Below are 16,014 nucleotides of genomic sequence, written 5' to 3'. Positions count from 1 at the left end.
CCGCTGATCGATATGGAGAAACGAGCCTACCGGTCACCTGCCGAGCAGCGCGGTGAGCGCGCCGACCGGGTCCGTGTCCGGGGTGCCGCGCGGCCACCAGTCCTCGCGGTCGCGGTCCGACTCGTATCCGTACCAGAGGCCGTCGCGACCGAAGCGAAGCTGGAGGGAGGGCGTGGAGAGCTGGTTGCGCCAAGGCCGGAAGTGCGGGAAGTCCGCGGCGGCCAAGGCGGGGCGCGCCCGGTCGAAGGGGCCCGCGGGCGGATCCCAGGGCTCTTCCAGTACGGCGAGTCCCGCGAGGCCGCCCTGGCGCCAGGCGGCCACGGCGCGGGCCAGATCGGTGGGAGTACGGTCCAGGGCGCCGGCCAGATCGCGGTAGAGGGCGCGGGAGGAGGCGGTGAGTCCGGAACCGGGATGGACGGCGGCCAGACGTACCGCGTCCTGCCAGGGAGTGAGGGCGCCGACCGGATCGAGACCGGTGGTGAGGAACGTGTGCGCGCGGGCCGCCGCCTCGGTGGCGAGGAGATCGAGCGCGAGCGGATCGGGCGCGCCGGGCACCTGCGGATAGACCGGCGGGCGGCCGGGCACCGCGGGCACCGGGAACGGCGGTGGAAGCGCCGGGAGCGACCTCGGCCGAAGGGCGGTTTCGGCCGGGACCGTGGGCATGGCCGGTGCGGCCGAGGTCCGCTCGGCGGCGGAGCGGGTGGCGTTGCGGCGGGTCAGGTCGGCGAGGACTTCGCTCTCTCCACGGCCACGCATCAGAAAGAGGACGAAGGGATCCTGGTCGAGGAGCCGCGCCGTCTGGTAGCAGAGAGCGGCGGCGTGCTTGCACGGGTAACCGTCGTCCGGGCAGGAGCAGTCGGGAGTGAGATCGCCCGCCGACGGCAGGAGGTCGGCCGACGCGGCGAGGGCGTGCGGCATCTCCTTGTCCAGGAGGGCCGCGATGTGGTCGGGACGGGCCGCCGCGGTGTCGAGGAGCTCCTCCCAGTCGGACTCTTCGAGCACACGGAGCCGGATCTCCGTACGGTACGGCCGCGGCCTGGTCCCGTGCACATAGGCCATGACCCGGCCGGGCGTAACAGTGATCGCGTCGACAAGGCCTCGGCCCGCGTAGGCACGGCCGCGCTGGAGACGCGCCGTGTCCAGAGCGGTGTCCTCCATCGACTCCACCCAGGCGTTGCCCCACCAGGTCGCGGCGAAGTCGCCCGCCGCGCCGGGCCTGGGCGGCAGGGCCGGGAACGTACGGCGACGGTCGTCATGCCGCGGAGCACGCGCCGCACGGGCATTGCGGCCGGCCCGCGCGCCACGTGAGGCCTTGGATGTGTGCGTGGTGCCGATGGTGTCCGGTGTGAGCGGAGCGTCCGAGGCGCGAGGTGTGTCCGGGGCGGGAGGTGTGTCCCAGGCGTGGCGAGCCGTCATGACAGCCTCCTCAGGGACACCAGATCGGCCAGTTCACGGTCGGTCAGCTCGGTCAGGGCCGCCTCGCCCGAGCCGAGGACGGCATCGGCCAGCGCCCGTTTGGACATCAGCATCTCGGCGATCCGGTCCTCGACCGTGCCCTCCGCGATCAGCCGGTGGACCTGGACGGGCTGGGTCTGGCCGATACGGTACGCGCGGTCCGTCGCCTGCTCCTCCACGGCCGGATTCCACCAGCGGTCGAAGTGGACGACATGCCCGGCCCTGGTGAGATTGAGACCGGTGCCCGCGGCCTTGAGGGAGAGGAGGAAGACCGGGATCTCGCCGGACTGGAACCGGTCCACCATGCGCTCGCGCTCGGCCACGGGAGTACCGCCGTGGAGGAGCTGGGACGGGACGGCACGGGAGGTGAGATGGGCGGAGAGCAGCCGCGCCATCGAGACGTACTGTGTGAAGACCAGCACCGAGCCGTCCTCCGTGAGGATCGTGTCCAGCAGTTCGTCCAGAAGGGCAAGCTTGCCGGAGCGGCCGGTCAGCCGGGCCGCGTCCTCCTTCAGATACTGCGCGGGATGGTTGCAGATCTGTTTGAGCGCGGTGAGCAGCTTCATCACAAGACCGCGGCGTGCGATGCCCTCCGCCTCCTCGATGGCCGCCATCGTCTCGCGGACGACTGCCTCGTAGAGCGAGGCCTGTTCCCGGGTGAGGGCGACGGGATGATCACTCTCCGTCTTGGGCGGCAGCTCGGGCACGATGCCGGGGTCGGATTTCTTTCTGCGCAGTAGGAAGGGCCGTACGAGCCGGGACAGACGCTCCACCGCGTCCGCGTTCTCCACATCCTTGACGCTGGCGCTCTTCGCGTTCTCGATGTTCTCCACAATTCTGGCGTGCCGCGACCGGAACGCCTTGAGCGGGCCCAGCAGACCAGGAGTGGTCCAGTCGAGCAGCGCCCACAGTTCGGAGAGATTGTTCTCCACGGGAGTGCCGGTCAGCGCGATCCTGGCGGGCGACGGGATCGTACGGAGCGCCTTGGCGGTGGACGAGAACGGGTTCTTGACATGCTGGGCCTCGTCGGCGACGACCATCCCCCAGGTGTGCCCGGCCAGCGCGTCGGCGCTGCCGCGCATCGTGCCGTAGGTGGTCAGTACGAAGCCGCCCGCCACATCGTCCAGGCTGCGTCCCGCGCCGTGGAAGCGGTGCACGGGCACCCCGGGCGCGAAGCGGTTGATCTCCCGCTGCCAGTTGCCGAGGAGGGAGGCAGGACAGACGACCAGCGTGGGGTCCTTACGGGCCCGGTGGAGATGCAGGGCGATGACCGTGACCGTCTTGCCGAGGCCCATGTCGTCCGCCAGGCAGCCGCCGAGGCCGAGCGAGGTCATCAGATCCAGCCAGGCGAGACCGCGTAGCTGGTAGTCGCGGAGCGTGGCGGCGAGGGCCGGTGGCTGGGGAACGGTGCCGTGGTCTCCGATGAGCCGGTCGCGCAGGGCCGCCAGCGCGCCCGTCGGGACGGCCTCCACCGTCTCGCCGTCCACCTCGGTGGTACCGGTGAGGGCGACGGCCAGCGCGTCGACCGGCTCCAGCAGCCCCAGCTCACGCTTGCGCGCCTTACGGACGAGCGCGGGATCCACCACCACCCACTGGTCGCGCAGCCGCACGATCGGGCGGTGCGACTCGGCGAGCGCGTCCATCTCCGCCTCGCTGAGCGGATCGCCGTTGAGCGCCAACTGCCAGTTGAACTTGAGCAGTTCCTCACTGTCGAAGAACGGTGTGCCGTCCGTGGCCGAACCGGGCGCGGGACGTACGACCGCGGCGGCCGTGAGCGTACGGGCCAGCTCCCTGGGCCAGTGAACGGCGACGCCCGCCGCCGCGAGCCGGGCGGCCCCCGGGCCGAGCAGGTCGTACAGCTCGTCCTCGGAGAGCGCCAGCGCGTCCGGGACATCACGCTCCAGCAGCCGGGCGAGCGGCGTCCAGACGCGCGCGGCACGGCGGAGGGCGAGCATCGCGTCGATCCGGGCGCGCGGACCGAAGCTCTCGTCGCCGGCGCCCGCCCAGAGCCCGGCCGCGTCGATGACCAGAGTCGGGTCGGCCAGGCTGTGGATCTGTACGAGGGCGGTCCCGGCCCGCCGTACGACACCGTCCTGCTCGGCGCCGGCACGGACACCGGAATCGGAGCCCACGCCTGCGCTCGCGCCGGAGCCCGAACCCGTATCCGCGTCGACGTCTGCATCCGTTCCCGCGCCCGCCTGGTCGAACAGGTCGAACGCGGAAAGATCCAGCCGCAGCGAGACCCGCACTCCCGCGTCCATACCTGCCGCCGCCTCCGCCGCCCACGTACGGGCGTGCGGCAGATGCTGGGCCGCTCGGGCCGCGAACGGCGCTCCCGCCGCGTACGCGGCGGCCGGCGTACGCGGCAGGGAGTCGGCCACGGCGTCGAGGAACGCCCTCACCAGGGCTTCCGGATCGGGCAGTCGCAGCGGACTCGGCCCCGGGATCGGTACGGCGTGTGCCTCGGGAGGCATGGCCGCCGCGATGGCCCGCAGCTGCGCGATGTCGTCGGCGTCGAGCGGGCCCGCCCGCCAGGCGTCATGGTCGGACGCGGTGAGACCGGGCAGCAGCCGGCCGCGCGCGACGAGCTGAAGCGCATGGAGCGCGGCGGCGCCCCAGCAGGCGGCGGCCGGATGTGCCGCCTTGTCGCGCCGGGCACGGACGAGCAGCGGAACAGCGTCCACGACGGGCAGCACCACGGCGGGAACGGTCGCCGTACGGACTCCGTCACCATGGCTCCGTACGACGGTCAGCTCCCCCGTACTGCCCGCCGTCCTGTCGTCTCCCGTACCACCGTCCGCCGTCGCCATGGGCAGCTCGCCCTCCGGAGCCCAGAAGGCCACCCGTCCCTCGCGCGGCAGTCCTGCGGGCAGGAAGACGCCCGCACAGCGCGTGAGCCCGGCGGTCACCACGGCAGGCGTGGCATGCAGGGCCGGTTCTGTCAAGGTATGAACGAATTGCGCCACGACCGTCGGCTCCTTCCCGCGCAAGATCCGATTACCTCTGCGAGTCTAGGCGGGGGGTCTGACAGCCGGTCCCTGAGCGACGTTTTCGCAGCTCAGGGAGGTAGGACGGAGCATCAGGAGGACGGGGAATCAGGCGCGCGGCTGGGTCGGCACGGGCTTCTGACTCGATGAGGCCTCACCGACCGGGCCGGGGCCTGCTCCAGGCGGCGATGTCTCCAGCGGAGCTTCTGACTCCGGTTCTGCCTCGACGGTCGATGCATCGGACACATCAGGCGCCTCGGAGCGCTCCGCGGACTCGGACGGGATCCGCGGTTCCGTCCGCGCTCCTCCCAGAGCAGACGGAACCGCGGACGACACCGGGCCGCCCGAGACGGCCCGCACGGCCTGCGCCGCCTCGGCCGGCGTGGCCCGCTCAAGGAAACGCAGCAGCTCGACCGGGAAGGGCAGCACGAGCGTCGAGTTCTTCTCGGCGGCGACCGCCACCACGGTCTGGAGCAGTCGCAACTGAAGCGCGGCGGGCTGTTCGGACATCTGCTTGGCCGCTTCAGCGAGCTTCTTCGACGCCTGCAACTCCGCGTCCGCGTTGATCACCCGCGCACGGCGCTCACGGTCCGCCTCCGCCTGACGCGCCATCGACCGCTTCATCGTCTCCGGCAGGGACACATCCTTGATCTCGACCCGGTCGATCTGTACGCCCCAGCCGATCGCCGGGCTGTCGATCATCAGTTCCAGACCCTGGTTCAGCTTCTCGCGATTGGACAGCAGATCGTCCAGATCGCTCTTTCCGATGATCGACCGCAGCGATGTCTGTGCCATCTGCGAGACCGCGAACCGGTAGTCCTCGACACGGATCACCGCGTCCGCCGCGTCCACGACCTTGAAGTAGATCACCGCGTCCACGCGGACGGTGACGTTGTCCCGTGTGATGCCGTCCTGTGCGGGCACGGGCATCGTCACGATCTGCATATTGACTTTGTGCAGCTTGTCCACAAACGGGACGATCATCGTGAATCCGGGCCCTCGAACACCCTCGCGGAGCTGGCCCAGCCGTAGGACCACACCTCGTTCGTACTGCTTGATGACCCGCGCGGCGGACATCCCGTACAACCCCAGGGCACATATCGCCGCTATGACCGCTATGACCAGTTCCTGGACCATGATGGGTCCCCCTGACGCCGGAGCGAGGTGTTAATACCCACGGTATGCCCTGTATGACCCGACGGTCGAGAACCGGGAACAGGCTTCTACGGGCCAGTAGCCGACCGAGGCAGCGGAATACCGACCGGTGACCGGCTACCACGGCCGGCCGCGCATCTCGTGCCGTGGCGCCGCGGATCCGGCAGTGTGACCAGCACCGGGCGTGCACCGGGCTTCTTCCGGCCGACCCCGACAAACCGACCCCCACCACCGACCACCGACGAGCCGACCAGGACCGCCCATGTCCGTGACCGACCACCGGCGCCCCCTCGGCATCGCCGCCGGGGCACTGTTCCTGTCCCTCTCCCTCGCGGGCTGCTCCGGCCTCGGCCGGAACGCGGTGGGCACCATCGCCTATCGGACGGAGCAGCATCACGAGGTCCAGGTGTCCAACCCACTGGTCAGAGGCTGCCACCGGCTGACCTCGCCCGGAGCCGTCGAGCTCACGAACCGTACGCTCGTCGACCTCATGATGTACCGGACAGCGAACTGCACCGGCGACCACACGACGTATATCGCCACCACACTGACCGATGTGATCGCCCCGGACTCAGGTCCCTGGCACAGCTACAGCATCGTTCACTGACCGCGTACCCCATCGTCCGTCGGTGGGCTACTTCGGCACGGCCCGCACCCATGTACCGTCGTCCGTCAGATAGCGGTCGACCGCCAGTCCCGCCGCGTCCAGATACCCTTCGAAGGCCTCCTTCGTCAGCTCACGCGACCGGAACGTCTGCGTCCAGCGGGCGTCCGGGAATATGTACTCGGCGTGTACGGAGTCCACTCCGTCCCCGATGGGCTCGGAGGACACGATCCGTACCGTGTAACCGGCCGGATCCACCCGCTCCCGAGGCACCGCGGTGTGCCAGTCGAGCCCTTCGCGCTGGATCAGCACGCAGCCGTCGTCGGCGACATGTCTGCGACAGGTGCGCAGCAGGCCGTCCCGTATTTGGTGCTCGCCCGTGTGCACCAGATACGACGCGAGCATCACCACGTCGAACGTCTCGTCCAGCTCCAGCGACTCGATCGGGCTCCGTACCGTACGAGCGCCACGTATGTGTTCCAGCATCTCCGCGGACTCGTCCACGGCCATCACGGCGAAGCCGCGCTCCACCAGCGGATGAGTGACCCGGCCCGCTCCGCAGCCCAGCTCCAGCAGCGAGGCGCCCGCGGGCACGGCTGCCGCGATCACCTCGGGCTCGGTGCCGACGGAGAGCCGGGAGTACAGATCGACGGCGCAGCCGTCCGGGGTGATGGCTCCCGGGCCGGTGCCTTGATGTCCTTGACGCATCGGTGCGCTCATGTCCCGGGAACGAGCGGCCTGTTGCACCGGTTCCCCGGTTCCACCCCACAGGTGACGAGACCTTCGTCGTTGACGAGCTTCGTTGACGAGGTTGACGAGCTTCATTGACGAGACATTCTTCGACATCGCTCGTCCCCAGGCCGGGTCGGCGACCGCGTGCGCGGGTACACACCAGGTGGGAGGTGCGAGAGCCATGCGCACCGGAAGTGAACCGGTCACCGCGCGCAGTCCGCTGCGTATGCGGCTCTGGTTGAGCATTTGGGGCCTGATCTGGACCGGCCTCGGGACCGGCCTCTTCGCGGTCGCCGGGCGGACCGGATGGGCCGTCGCGTGCGGGGTGCTCTTTGTGATCGTCGCCACGGACCTGGTCCTGGTGGTGCGCCATATCCGTCAGGGCCCGCACTACCAGCCCGGTCGGAACATCCCGCCGTACGAGCCCGACCACGGGCCCGACGGTCGGCCCGAGGACTACGGCCGCGACAGCCGCGCCCGGCACCGGGTGCCCGACAAGGGCTGGGACGACGGCCCGGAGGACGGCACACACAGACCGTGAGCCGCGGGTGACCCATTGCCTACCGCGAAAGGCCAGTCGGCGCGCGGGCAGGTTCATACAGCCTGGCCCGGATACGCCCAGTCCCGGCCCCTGTACGACCCGTACTGATCAGCCGTCCGACGCCGATGTGTCGTCGTCGGCGCCGCCACGGATGTCGGAATCGAACTGCGCGGCCTTCAGATACTCCGGCTTGGGATCGAGCGCCGCCGCCAGCCGGAAGTGTCGTTTCGCTTGCTCGGGCCGGCCCGAGCGCTGGAACGTACGGGCCAGCGCGAAGTGCGCGAAGGCGTTGTCCGGCTCGCGCTCCAGTACCAGCTCGAATTCGAGTTCGGCCGGACGCAACTGCGCCGCCGCGAAGAACGCGCGGGCGCGCAGCAGCCGGGCCGCCGTGTTCTCCGGATGGGCGGCGATCACCGAGTCGAGCAGCTTCACGGCTCCCCGTGGATCCCGTGCGGCCAGCAGATGCTCGGCCGCGCGATAGTCGATGATGTGGGTCTCCGGGCTCTCGGGCACGGTTCGCATCCTTCCCTGGCTGCGCGCTTTCAACGCCAGCGCGTCGGTCGCTGTTCGACACCCCGCATGTCACACCTCTGCATCTCACACCCCCGCGTTCCACCACTCCCGCGCGGCCTCTGCGCAAGGCGCACGCCCGAGCACTCCCCCGCGCCCCCACGTCCCCGCCCTGCTCAGGACGCACGGCCGTCGGTCAGCGGCCGGCCGCCGCGCGCTCGGTCAGTTCCTTCCACACCTCGCGAACCCGTGGTTCCAGCCGCTCCAGCGGACCGTCGTTGTCGATCACGACATCCGCGACCGCGCGGCGCTCCTCACGGGTCGCCTGCGCGGCCATCCGGTCGCGCGCCTCGGATTCCGCCATCCCCCGCTGCCGTACGAGCCGGTCGAGCTGTGTCTCGGGCGAGGCGTCGACGACGACCACCAGGTCGAACAGCCCGGTCATACCGTTCTCGACCAGCAGAGGTACATCGTGCACCACGATCGCGTCCGGCCCGGCCTCGCTCTCCAGCTCCGCCGAGCGGGCACGGACCAGCGGATGCACGATCGCGTTCAGCGCGCGCAGTCGGTCCTGGTCGGCGAAGACGATCGCGCCGAGCTTGGGCCGGTCCAGACGGCCGTCCGCGGTGAGCACCTCCGGACCGAACTCCGCGACCACAGCCGCCAGCCCCGGCGTGCCCGGCTCCACCACCTCGCGCGCGATCCGGTCGGAATCGATCAGCACCGCTCCGTAACCGGTCAGCAGACGGGAGACCTCGCTCTTGCCCGCGCCGATCCCACCCGTGAGTCCCAATCTCAGCATGCGCTCAGCCTAGGCCCTGTCCGGTCGGTCTTCGTGGGCCCGGAACGCCTGGCACGGCACCTCGCCGCGTTGTCGGAGTCGGCCAAGTACGTCCAGTACGAGGCCGATCCTCCGCCTTGCGATGCACCGCACCAGACGCCCCGGGCTGATCCACGAAAACCGACCGGACAGGACCTAGGCGGTCACCCTGCACCGTCCCCCTGCCGGTACACCGAGCGCGCCTGACACCGAGCGGCCGCACGGTTCCAGCGGCTGCTGGACACCGTACGGCCGAAAGCGCTCAGGAGCGCAAACACGGAAAACCGGAAACACGAACACGAACGTGCAGAAGCACTCCGCGTCTCGGGCACCAGGACGGTCAGATCACGCTCCGCCGCCCTCGCCCTCCCGCTCCGCGAGGAACCTCTCGAACTCCCGGCCGATCTCGTCCGCGGACGGCAGCTCCGTCGGCTCGGCGACCAGATTGCCGCGGGTCTCGGCGCCCGCGACGGCGTCGTACTGGTGCTCAAGTCCCTGGACCATCGAGACCAGTTCCTCGTCGCCCTCGCCGAGCTGACGCTCGATCTCGGTCTGGGTGCGCTGGGCCTCCGTACGGAGGGAGTGCGCGATGCTCGGCAGCACCAGCCCGGTCGCCGCCGTGATCGCCTCCAGCGCGGTCAGCGCCGCGTCCGGGTACGAGGACCTGGCCACATAGTGCGGTACGTGCGCCGCGACACCGAGGACGTCGTGGTCCGACTCCATCAGCCGGTACTCGACGAGCGACTCGGCGCTGCCGGGCACCTGGGCCTCGTCGAAGGCGCTCCGATGCCCCGGCATGAGGTCGGTGCGGTTGCCGTGCGGGGTGATACCGACCGGGCGGGTGTGCGGAACGCCCATCGGGATCCCGTGGAAGTTGACGGACAGACGCACGCCGAGACGGTCCACGATCTGCTGTACGGCGAGCGCGAACCGCTCCCACTCCACATCCGGCTCGGGCCCGGACAGCAGCAGGAACGGCGCACCGGTCGCGTCCTGTACGAGCCGTACGTCGAGCGTCGGCGTCTCGAAGGACGTCCAGCGGTCGCGCCGGAAGGTCAGCAGCGGACGCCGGGCGCGGTAGTCGACCAGCCTGTCGTGGTCGAATCGGGCCACCACCTGGTGCGGCAGCGACTCCAGCAGGTTCTCGACGATCTGGTCGCCGGTCTCACCCGCGTCGATATAGCCGTCGAAGTGGTACAGCATGACCAGGCCCGCCGACTCCTGTGCCAGCGCCATGTCGACGACGGCCAGGCCCTTGGGCTCCCATTCGTACAAACCCTGCGGATCAAGCACGATTACCGCTCCTCCTCGTGTTCATAACGAAGAACACGTCATGGGGCGCAGGCATTCCCCGCGCCCCATGTCACAAACGTCAGCCGTCAGGAACGTCAGCCGTCAGGCGAGAACCCGTGTGTGCAGCGCCGTGACCGTCTTGCGCGCGGAGGTGAAGGCACCGTGCTGCCAGGCGTCGGCGTACGAGAGATGGTCGCCGGCGAAGTACACATGCCCGGTGGGCTTGTTCAGCGGGTCGAACACGGGCGCGTCGGGCCCGCCGGACAGGGAGTGCCAGGCCGCCTCCAGATAGGGCGTCTGCCGCCAGTGGTGGGAGAAGGACGAGACCAGTTCGCTGCGGTATTTCTCGCCATGGATCTTCACGCCCTGCGCCACGGCGCGCGCCTCGCGCTCGCGCGGTGTGAGCTGGGCGTACGAGTCGGCCGACGCGCCCGTGTTGTAGTACCCGACGATCACACCGCGCCGGCCGTGATGGCCGTAGGACGGATACCAGACATGGGCCAGATCGAGATCGGTCTCGGTGATGCCGCCGTAGATCCGGTGATCGCTCTCCCACCAGCGGCTGCGGTATTCGAGCCCGATCTTGCCTGCCGACGAGGGCCGGCAGGCCTCCAGTGCCGTCTGTACGGCCGGGCCGAGATTGTGCGCGGTCTTGGCGAGGATGTTGGGCGGCAGCGCGGCGATACAGAAGTCCGCGTCGATGGTGCGGACACGGCCGTCGCTGCGGTAGGTGACGGTCACACCGTGCGCCGTGTCGGTGATCTTCTCGACGGCCGCACCGGTTCTGATCCGGTGCCCGCCTATCGCCTTGGTCAGCGCCGCCGGTATCCGGTCCATACCGCCGACGGGCTGGAACATCAGCATCGCCTGGTCATAGCCGAATTCGAACGAGAAGTAGCGTCCGACACCGCTGGCGAAGACCTCGGACGCCGAGGGCACCGGGCCCAGTTCGACGCCCGGAGTACCGGCCGCTGCCGGGTCCACGCTGTAGCCGCGGCGCTCGCTGCCTGTGTAGGTGAGTCTGGAGCCGATGTCCCCGAAGCCACGGAGGAATTCGAGCAGCCGCTCCTGGTCCTCGGCGGTGATCTCGCCGTCCAGCGCGCCCTTTCCCGCGGCCTTGGCGAGCAGTTCGGAGACATAGCCGTACACATCGGCCTTGGCGGTGCGGTAGCGCACCGGGGCGGTCATGCCGGTCTTCTCGTTGAAGATGTACGCGTTGGCGTTGGAGTTGGTGAACACCTCGACGGGAACGCCCAGTTCACGGCAGTAGTCCATGGTGACCATCCACTGCGGGATACGGGCGGGTCCCGCGTTCAGATACTGGCCGTCGCTGAACCGCGCCGTCTGGCGGTTGCCGTACAGATCGAGGTTCGAATCGCCGCCGCGCACGGTGAAGTTGCGCCCGCCGGTGCGGTCCCGGGCCTCCAGGACCGTACAGTCGTAGCCGGCTTTGCCCAGTTCGTACGCGGCCGTCAGCCCGGCTATGCCGCCGCCGACGATGACGACTCTGGCCGCGCCACGGCCCGTGAGGGTGAAGTCGCCCTTCCGGGGCGCGCGGAAGACGGGTTCGCGGCTCGCGGCCTCGGCGGTGGGAGCGAGGCCCAGGGCCCCCATGGTGGCGAGCATCGCTCCGGCTCCTCCGGAGATGCCCACCTGCTGCAGAAATCCGCGGCGGGTGGTGCCCGTGCCCGTGCCTGTGCCTGTGCCTGTGCCTGTGCCTGTGCCTGTGCCCGTCATGGTGTTCGGCGCGTGACTCATGTCCGTTACCCCTTCCGGTGTTCAGATGTGCCGGGATCTTGGCAACGGCTTGTTACGGCTCATCAGATGCGTGTGTGTCCCACGCGTTGCCCTCCGCTCACCGCCTCCTCCGCGCACAGGCGTTGGTCTGGCTCGCCCATAGGTATTGGTCTGGACCTTGACATGCCCAGATCCCATCCTTACCGTCACAGGACAGCGCAGGTTCAGAAACACGATCAGCGTTCATGTATGAGAACTTCACATCTACGGGAAGGCACCCCACATGCGCACCCGAACTCTGCTCCCGGCCCTGCTGGCCGGAGTGCTCGCCACCGGCGGACTGTCTCTGCTCGCCTCGCCGGCCGGAGCCGCCGGAGCCGCCGCGGTCATACAGGTGACCACGGCCACCGAACTCAAGGCGGCCCTCACCGCGGCCCGGCCCGGCGACACCATCCAGCTCGCCAACGGCACGTACAAGGGCAACTTCAAGGCGACCACCCCCGGCACCTCCGGATCGCGGATCACCCTGACCGGTTCGTCCGGCGCCGTCCTCACCACCGGCGGCGGAGGTTACGCCCTCCACCTCAACGGAGCCGCGTACTGGACCGTCAAGGGCATCACCCTCACCGACGCCCAGAAGGGCATCGTCGCGGACGCGGCCAACGGCGTCGTGATCGACTCCGTGACCGTGCACAACCTGGACATGGAAGGCGTGCACTTCCGTCAGTCCAGCAGCGACGGCATCCTCAGGAACTCGCGGATCTACGACACCGGCAACGACGGCCGTGGCATGGGCGAGGGCGTGTATGTCGGCACGGCCAACTCACTCTCCGACCGCAGCGACAACGTACAGATACTCAACAACACCATCGGCCCGGACGTCGGCGGCGAGAACGTCGACATCAAGGAAGGCACCACCGGCGCGCGCATCATCGGCAACACCTTCGACGGCAACGGCCTCACCGGCGCCAACTACGACGACTCCTGGGTCGATGTAAAGGGCAACAACGTCCTGGTCGAGGGCAACACCGGCAAGAACACCACCAACAACGGCTACGAGACCCACACCCAGCAGAGCGGCTGGGGCTGCGGCACCGTCTTCCGCTCCAACAAGTCGGACCTCCGTGGCTCGACCGGCGCCAATCAGCTCGCCATCAATGTCACCAACAGCAGTTCGAGCTGCCGCACCACCGTCTACAGCAGCAACACCGTGACCGGCGGCAAGGGCCTGACCAATATCTCCGTCACTCCCTGACGGCCCGATCCGACCGGCCTCCTCCAGCCCCGTCCGGCCAGGGAACCTCCGGTCCGGACATGCGTAAGGCCCGCCCCCCGAAGGGAGCGGGCCTTACCATATTCAGCTGTTCAGCTGGAGACCGGAGAGGCCGGAGCGTCAGCTCTGGCCGCCCGCCAGCTTCTCACGCAGGGCCGCCAGGGCCTCGTCCGACGCCAGGGCGCCGGAGTTGTCCGCGGACTCCGAGGAGTACGAGCCACCACCCGAGGCGGCCGGTGCACTGCCACCGCCGGCGGGAGCGGCAGCACCCTCGGCAGCAGCGGCCTCGTCGGCCTCGCGGGACTTGATGACCTGGGCCTGGTGCTGCTCGAAGCGCTGCTGCGCCTCGGCGTACTGGCCCTCCCACGCCTCGCGCTGGGTCTCGAAGCCCTCGAGCCAGTCGTTGGTCTCGGGGTCGAAGCCCTCGGGGTAGATGTAGTTGCCCTGGTCGTCGTAGGACGCGGCCATGCCGTAGAGCGTCGGGTCGAACTCGACCGAGGCCGGGTCGCTGCCGAAGGACTCGTTGGCCTGCTTCAGCGAGAGGCTGATGCGGCGGCGCTCCAGGTCGATGTCGATGACCTTGACGAAGATCTCGTCGTTGACCTGGACGACCTGCTCCGGGATCTCCACATGGCGCTCGGCCAGCTCGGAGATGTGCACCAGGCCCTCGATGCCCTCGTCGACGCGGACGAACGCACCGAACGGAACGAGCTTGGTGACCTTGCCCGGGACGACCTGACCGATCTGGTGGGTCCGGGCGAACTGCTGCCACGGGTCTTCCTGCGTCGCCTTGAGCGAGAGGGAGACACGCTCGCGGTCCATGTCCACGTCGAGCACCTCGACGGTGACTTCCTGACCGACCTCGACAACCTCGGAGGGGTGGTCGATGTGCTTCCAGGACAGCTCGGAGACGTGCACCAGACCGTCGACCCCGCCGAGGTCCACGAACGCACCGAAGTTGACGATCGAGGAGACGACGCCGGAGCGGACCTGGCCCTTCTGGAGGGTCGTGAGGAAGGTCTGACGGACCTCGCTCTGGGTCTGCTCCAGCCAGGCACGGCGGGACAGGACCACATTGTTGCGGTTCTTGTCCAGCTCGATGATCTTGGCCTCGAGCTCCTTGCCCACATAGGGCTGGAGGTCGCGGACGCGGCGCATCTCGACGAGGGAGGCCGGCAGGAAGCCACGGAGGCCGATGTCGAGGATGAGACCACCCTTGACCACCTCGATGACCGTACCGGTGACGATGCCGTCCTCTTCCTTGATCTTCTCGATCGTGCCCCAGGCGCGCTCGTACTGCGCGCGCTTCTTGGACAGGATGAGACGGCCTTCCTTGTCCTCCTTCTGGAGAACCAGGGCCTCGATCTCATCGCCCACGGCGACGACCTCGTTGGGGTCGACGTCATGCTTGATCGAAAGCTCGCGGGAGGGGATGACGCCTTCGGTCTTGTAACCGATGTCGAGCAGGACCTCGTCCCGGTCGACCTTCACGATGACGCCGTCGACGATGTCGCCGTCGTTGAAGTACTTGATCGTCTCGTCGATCGCGGCGAGGAAGGCTTCCTCGTTACCGATGTCGTTGACCGCAACCTGCGGGGTGGTGGCGGTGGTCTCGGTGCTGCTCGTCATGTGGGAAAGGGCTCCGGTACGGACATTGAGTCGTAGGTACTGCCACGCCGTGAACCCGTATCGCCCCTGTACAAGCCGGACAGCCAAGGAAGCGCCGCCCGGAGAAGGGAAGCGCCTCGACAACCGAGGAGACTTTCATACAGATGCGAGCGCGGCTGCTACGTCTGAGGCGCGCAGGCCCGCAGCGCAACCTTTAGCATACGGGGGCAGCCGGGCACGGTCAATGCGCGAAGGCGCACACCCGGGGCGGAACCTCACATACCCGGCACAATCCGCGTTTGATGAGGCCAGAACACTCGTCCGAGGCTGCCCATCACCGCTACTGCCAGCACACTACGACGACGGACACGATGATCCAAGAGCATGAGCCCGAAGTGACCCCGGAACCCGCGGCGACACAGGATCCCGAGACGCCACAGGATCCCGAAGCTACGCAGGAACCTGAGGCGACCCGCCGCGACAGCGGCTCCACGGAGAGCAGCCGGGCCAATCGCGGCTGGTGGGACCGGAACGCGGACGACTACCAGACCGAGCACGGCACCTTCCTCGGCGACGACCGTTTCGTCTGGGGCCCCGAGGGCCTCGACGAGGTGGAGGCCGGTCTGCTGGGCCCGCCGGAGTCGCTGCGCGGTCTGGACGTCCTGGAGATCGGCGCGGGAGCCGCCCAGTGTTCGCGCTGGCTGGCCGGGCAGGGCGCGCGCCCGGTGGCGCTGGATCTCTCGCACCGTCAGCTCCAGCACGCGCTGCGTATCGCCGACGGCCGGTCCGTGACATTTCCGCTGGTGGAGGCGGACGCCGGGACGCTGCCCTTCCGGGACGGCTCCTTCGATCTGGCCTGCTCCGCCTATGGCGCGATGCCCTTCGTCGCCGATCCGGTACAGGTGTTCCGAGAGGTACGGCGTGTCCTGCGTCCCGGCGGGCGCTGGGTCTTCTCCGTCACTCATCCGATCCGCTGGGCGTTTCCCGACGAGCCAGGCCCCGAGGGCCTGTCGGTGTCGGCCTCGTACTTCGACCGCACGCCCTATGTGGAGCAGGACGAGCAGGGACACGCGGTCTATGTGGAGCACCACCGCACGCTCGGCGACCGGATACGGGACGTGGTGGCGGGCGGCTTCCGACTGGTCGATCTGGTGGAGCCGGAGTGGCCGGCCTGGAACACCCAGGAGTGGGGCGGCTGGTCGCCACTGCGCGGAAAACTGATCCCTGGGACGGCGATCTTCGTCTGCGAACGGGACTGAGGTCCGCGAACGGACTGAGACGTACGGGCCTGATGGTACG

At 69.0% G+C, this 16,014-nt stretch carries 13 protein-coding genes; 4 read left to right on the top strand and 9 right to left on the bottom strand.

All coding sequences use genetic code 11. The annotated features are described in order from the left end of the window. Window positions 1-33: 33 nt before the first annotated feature. The 3 genes from ACFV6H_RS13670 to ACFV6H_RS13660 form a co-directional block, all read right to left on the bottom strand. Entirely contained in the window at window positions 34-1,416 is a 1,383-nt protein-coding gene (locus ACFV6H_RS13670; RefSeq protein WP_385541331.1) for an SWIM zinc finger family protein, read from the bottom strand. Beyond that, complete coding sequence (locus ACFV6H_RS13665; RefSeq protein WP_385541329.1) at window positions 1,413-4,421, bottom strand: SNF2-related protein; 3,009 nt, start codon at window positions 4,419-4,421, stop codon at window positions 1,413-1,415. Before ACFV6H_RS13665 ends, ACFV6H_RS13670 begins: the two co-directional genes overlap by 4 nt. A 129-nt stretch (window positions 4,422-4,550) precedes the next feature. Next, complete coding sequence (locus tag ACFV6H_RS13660) at window positions 4,551-5,579, bottom strand: slipin family protein (RefSeq protein WP_385541327.1); 1,029 nt, start codon at window positions 5,577-5,579, stop codon at window positions 4,551-4,553. Between the two features lie 280 nt (window positions 5,580-5,859). Here ACFV6H_RS13660 and ACFV6H_RS13655 point away from each other — a divergent pair, with 280 nt between their 5' ends. After that, on the top strand, window positions 5,860-6,204 hold the full coding sequence (locus ACFV6H_RS13655; RefSeq protein ID WP_385541325.1) for a hypothetical protein: 345 nt from the start codon (window positions 5,860-5,862) through the stop codon (window positions 6,202-6,204). 27 nt (window positions 6,205-6,231) lie between these two features. On the opposite strand, the gene ACFV6H_RS13650 is transcribed toward ACFV6H_RS13655, so the two are convergent. Continuing rightward, window positions 6,232-6,909, bottom strand: coding sequence for a class I SAM-dependent methyltransferase (locus ACFV6H_RS13650; protein WP_385541323.1), 678 nt, complete (start codon window positions 6,907-6,909; stop codon window positions 6,232-6,234). Window positions 6,910-7,114: 205 nt separating this feature from the next. On the opposite strand from ACFV6H_RS13650, the gene ACFV6H_RS13645 reads away from it, so the two are divergent. Then, the gene (locus ACFV6H_RS13645) at window positions 7,115-7,474 is read left to right on the top strand and encodes a DUF6343 family protein (protein ID WP_384786187.1); all 360 of its coding nucleotides are present in this window, start codon (window positions 7,115-7,117) and stop codon (window positions 7,472-7,474) included. 108 nt (window positions 7,475-7,582) lie between these two features. On the opposite strand, the gene ACFV6H_RS13640 is transcribed toward ACFV6H_RS13645, so the two are convergent. The 4 genes from ACFV6H_RS13640 to ACFV6H_RS13625 all read right to left on the bottom strand — a co-directional run bounded on the left by ACFV6H_RS13640 (window position 7,583) and on the right by ACFV6H_RS13625 (window position 11,723). After that, a complete protein-coding gene (locus tag ACFV6H_RS13640; RefSeq protein WP_385541321.1) occupies window positions 7,583-7,987 on the bottom strand; it encodes a tetratricopeptide repeat protein in 405 nt (134 codons plus the stop codon). Window positions 7,988-8,180: 193 nt separating this feature from the next. After that, entirely contained in the window at window positions 8,181-8,786 is a 606-nt protein-coding gene (coaE, locus tag ACFV6H_RS13635) for a dephospho-CoA kinase (RefSeq protein WP_385541319.1), read from the bottom strand. 363 nt (window positions 8,787-9,149) lie between these two features. Beyond that, on the bottom strand, window positions 9,150-10,097 hold the full coding sequence (locus ACFV6H_RS13630) for a PAC2 family protein (protein ID WP_093595266.1): 948 nt from the start codon (window positions 10,095-10,097) through the stop codon (window positions 9,150-9,152). A 102-nt stretch (window positions 10,098-10,199) separates the two neighbouring features. Then, window positions 10,200-11,723 carry a flavin monoamine oxidase family protein gene (locus ACFV6H_RS13625; protein WP_384980183.1) on the bottom strand — a complete coding sequence of 508 codons (1,524 nt, stop codon included), beginning with the start codon at window positions 11,721-11,723 and terminating at the stop codon, window positions 10,200-10,202. 394 nt (window positions 11,724-12,117) lie between these two features. Between ACFV6H_RS13625 and ACFV6H_RS13620 the strand changes: the two genes are divergently transcribed. Further along, complete coding sequence (locus ACFV6H_RS13620; protein WP_384786177.1) at window positions 12,118-13,089, top strand: chondroitinase-B domain-containing protein; 972 nt, start codon at window positions 12,118-12,120, stop codon at window positions 13,087-13,089. Between the two features lie 138 nt (window positions 13,090-13,227). Here ACFV6H_RS13620 and rpsA read toward each other — a convergent pair whose 3' ends face one another. Then, complete coding sequence (gene rpsA / locus ACFV6H_RS13615) at window positions 13,228-14,736, bottom strand: 30S ribosomal protein S1 (RefSeq protein WP_030353622.1); 1,509 nt, start codon at window positions 14,734-14,736, stop codon at window positions 13,228-13,230. Window positions 14,737-15,086: 350 nt separating this feature from the next. Here rpsA and ACFV6H_RS13610 point away from each other — a divergent pair, with 350 nt between their 5' ends. After that, on the top strand, window positions 15,087-15,974 hold the full coding sequence (locus tag ACFV6H_RS13610) for a class I SAM-dependent methyltransferase (protein WP_385541316.1): 888 nt from the start codon (window positions 15,087-15,089) through the stop codon (window positions 15,972-15,974). The last annotated feature ends 40 nt before the right edge of the window (window positions 15,975-16,014 follow it).

Origin of the sequence: Streptomyces sp. NPDC059743 (assembly GCF_042732975.1) — a bacterium.
In the GTDB taxonomy this organism is placed as follows: domain Bacteria; phylum Actinomycetota; class Actinomycetes; order Streptomycetales; family Streptomycetaceae; genus Streptomyces.
The sequence above is the reverse complement of the archived record's forward strand: the minus strand, read 5'-3'. Positions and strand labels throughout refer to the sequence as shown.

Excerpts from the sequence above, each read along its gene's own strand:
- coaE (WP_385541319.1), bottom strand. The coding sequence starts at position 8,786 with ATGCTGAGATTGGGACTCACGGGTGGGATCGGCGCGGGCAAGAGCGAG.
- ACFV6H_RS13620 (WP_384786177.1), top strand. The coding sequence starts at position 12,118 with ATGCGCACCCGAACTCTGCTCCCGGCCCTGCTGGCCGGAGTGCTCGCC.
- ACFV6H_RS13625 (WP_384980183.1), bottom strand. The coding sequence starts at position 11,723 with ATGCTCGCCACCATGGGGGCCCTGGGCCTCGCTCCCACCGCCGAGGCC.
- ACFV6H_RS13670 (WP_385541331.1), bottom strand. The coding sequence starts at position 1,416 with ATGACGGCTCGCCACGCCTGGGACACACCTCCCGCCCCGGACACACCT.
- ACFV6H_RS13610 (WP_385541316.1), top strand. The coding sequence starts at position 15,087 with ATGATCCAAGAGCATGAGCCCGAAGTGACCCCGGAACCCGCGGCGACA.
- ACFV6H_RS13650 (WP_385541323.1), bottom strand. The coding sequence starts at position 6,909 with ATGCGTCAAGGACATCAAGGCACCGGCCCGGGAGCCATCACCCCGGAC.
- ACFV6H_RS13645 (WP_384786187.1), top strand. The coding sequence starts at position 7,115 with ATGCGCACCGGAAGTGAACCGGTCACCGCGCGCAGTCCGCTGCGTATG.
- rpsA (WP_030353622.1), bottom strand. The coding sequence starts at position 14,736 with ATGACGAGCAGCACCGAGACCACCGCCACCACCCCGCAGGTTGCGGTC.
- ACFV6H_RS13655 (WP_385541325.1), top strand. The coding sequence starts at position 5,860 with ATGTCCGTGACCGACCACCGGCGCCCCCTCGGCATCGCCGCCGGGGCA.
- ACFV6H_RS13660 (WP_385541327.1), bottom strand. The coding sequence starts at position 5,579 with ATGGTCCAGGAACTGGTCATAGCGGTCATAGCGGCGATATGTGCCCTG.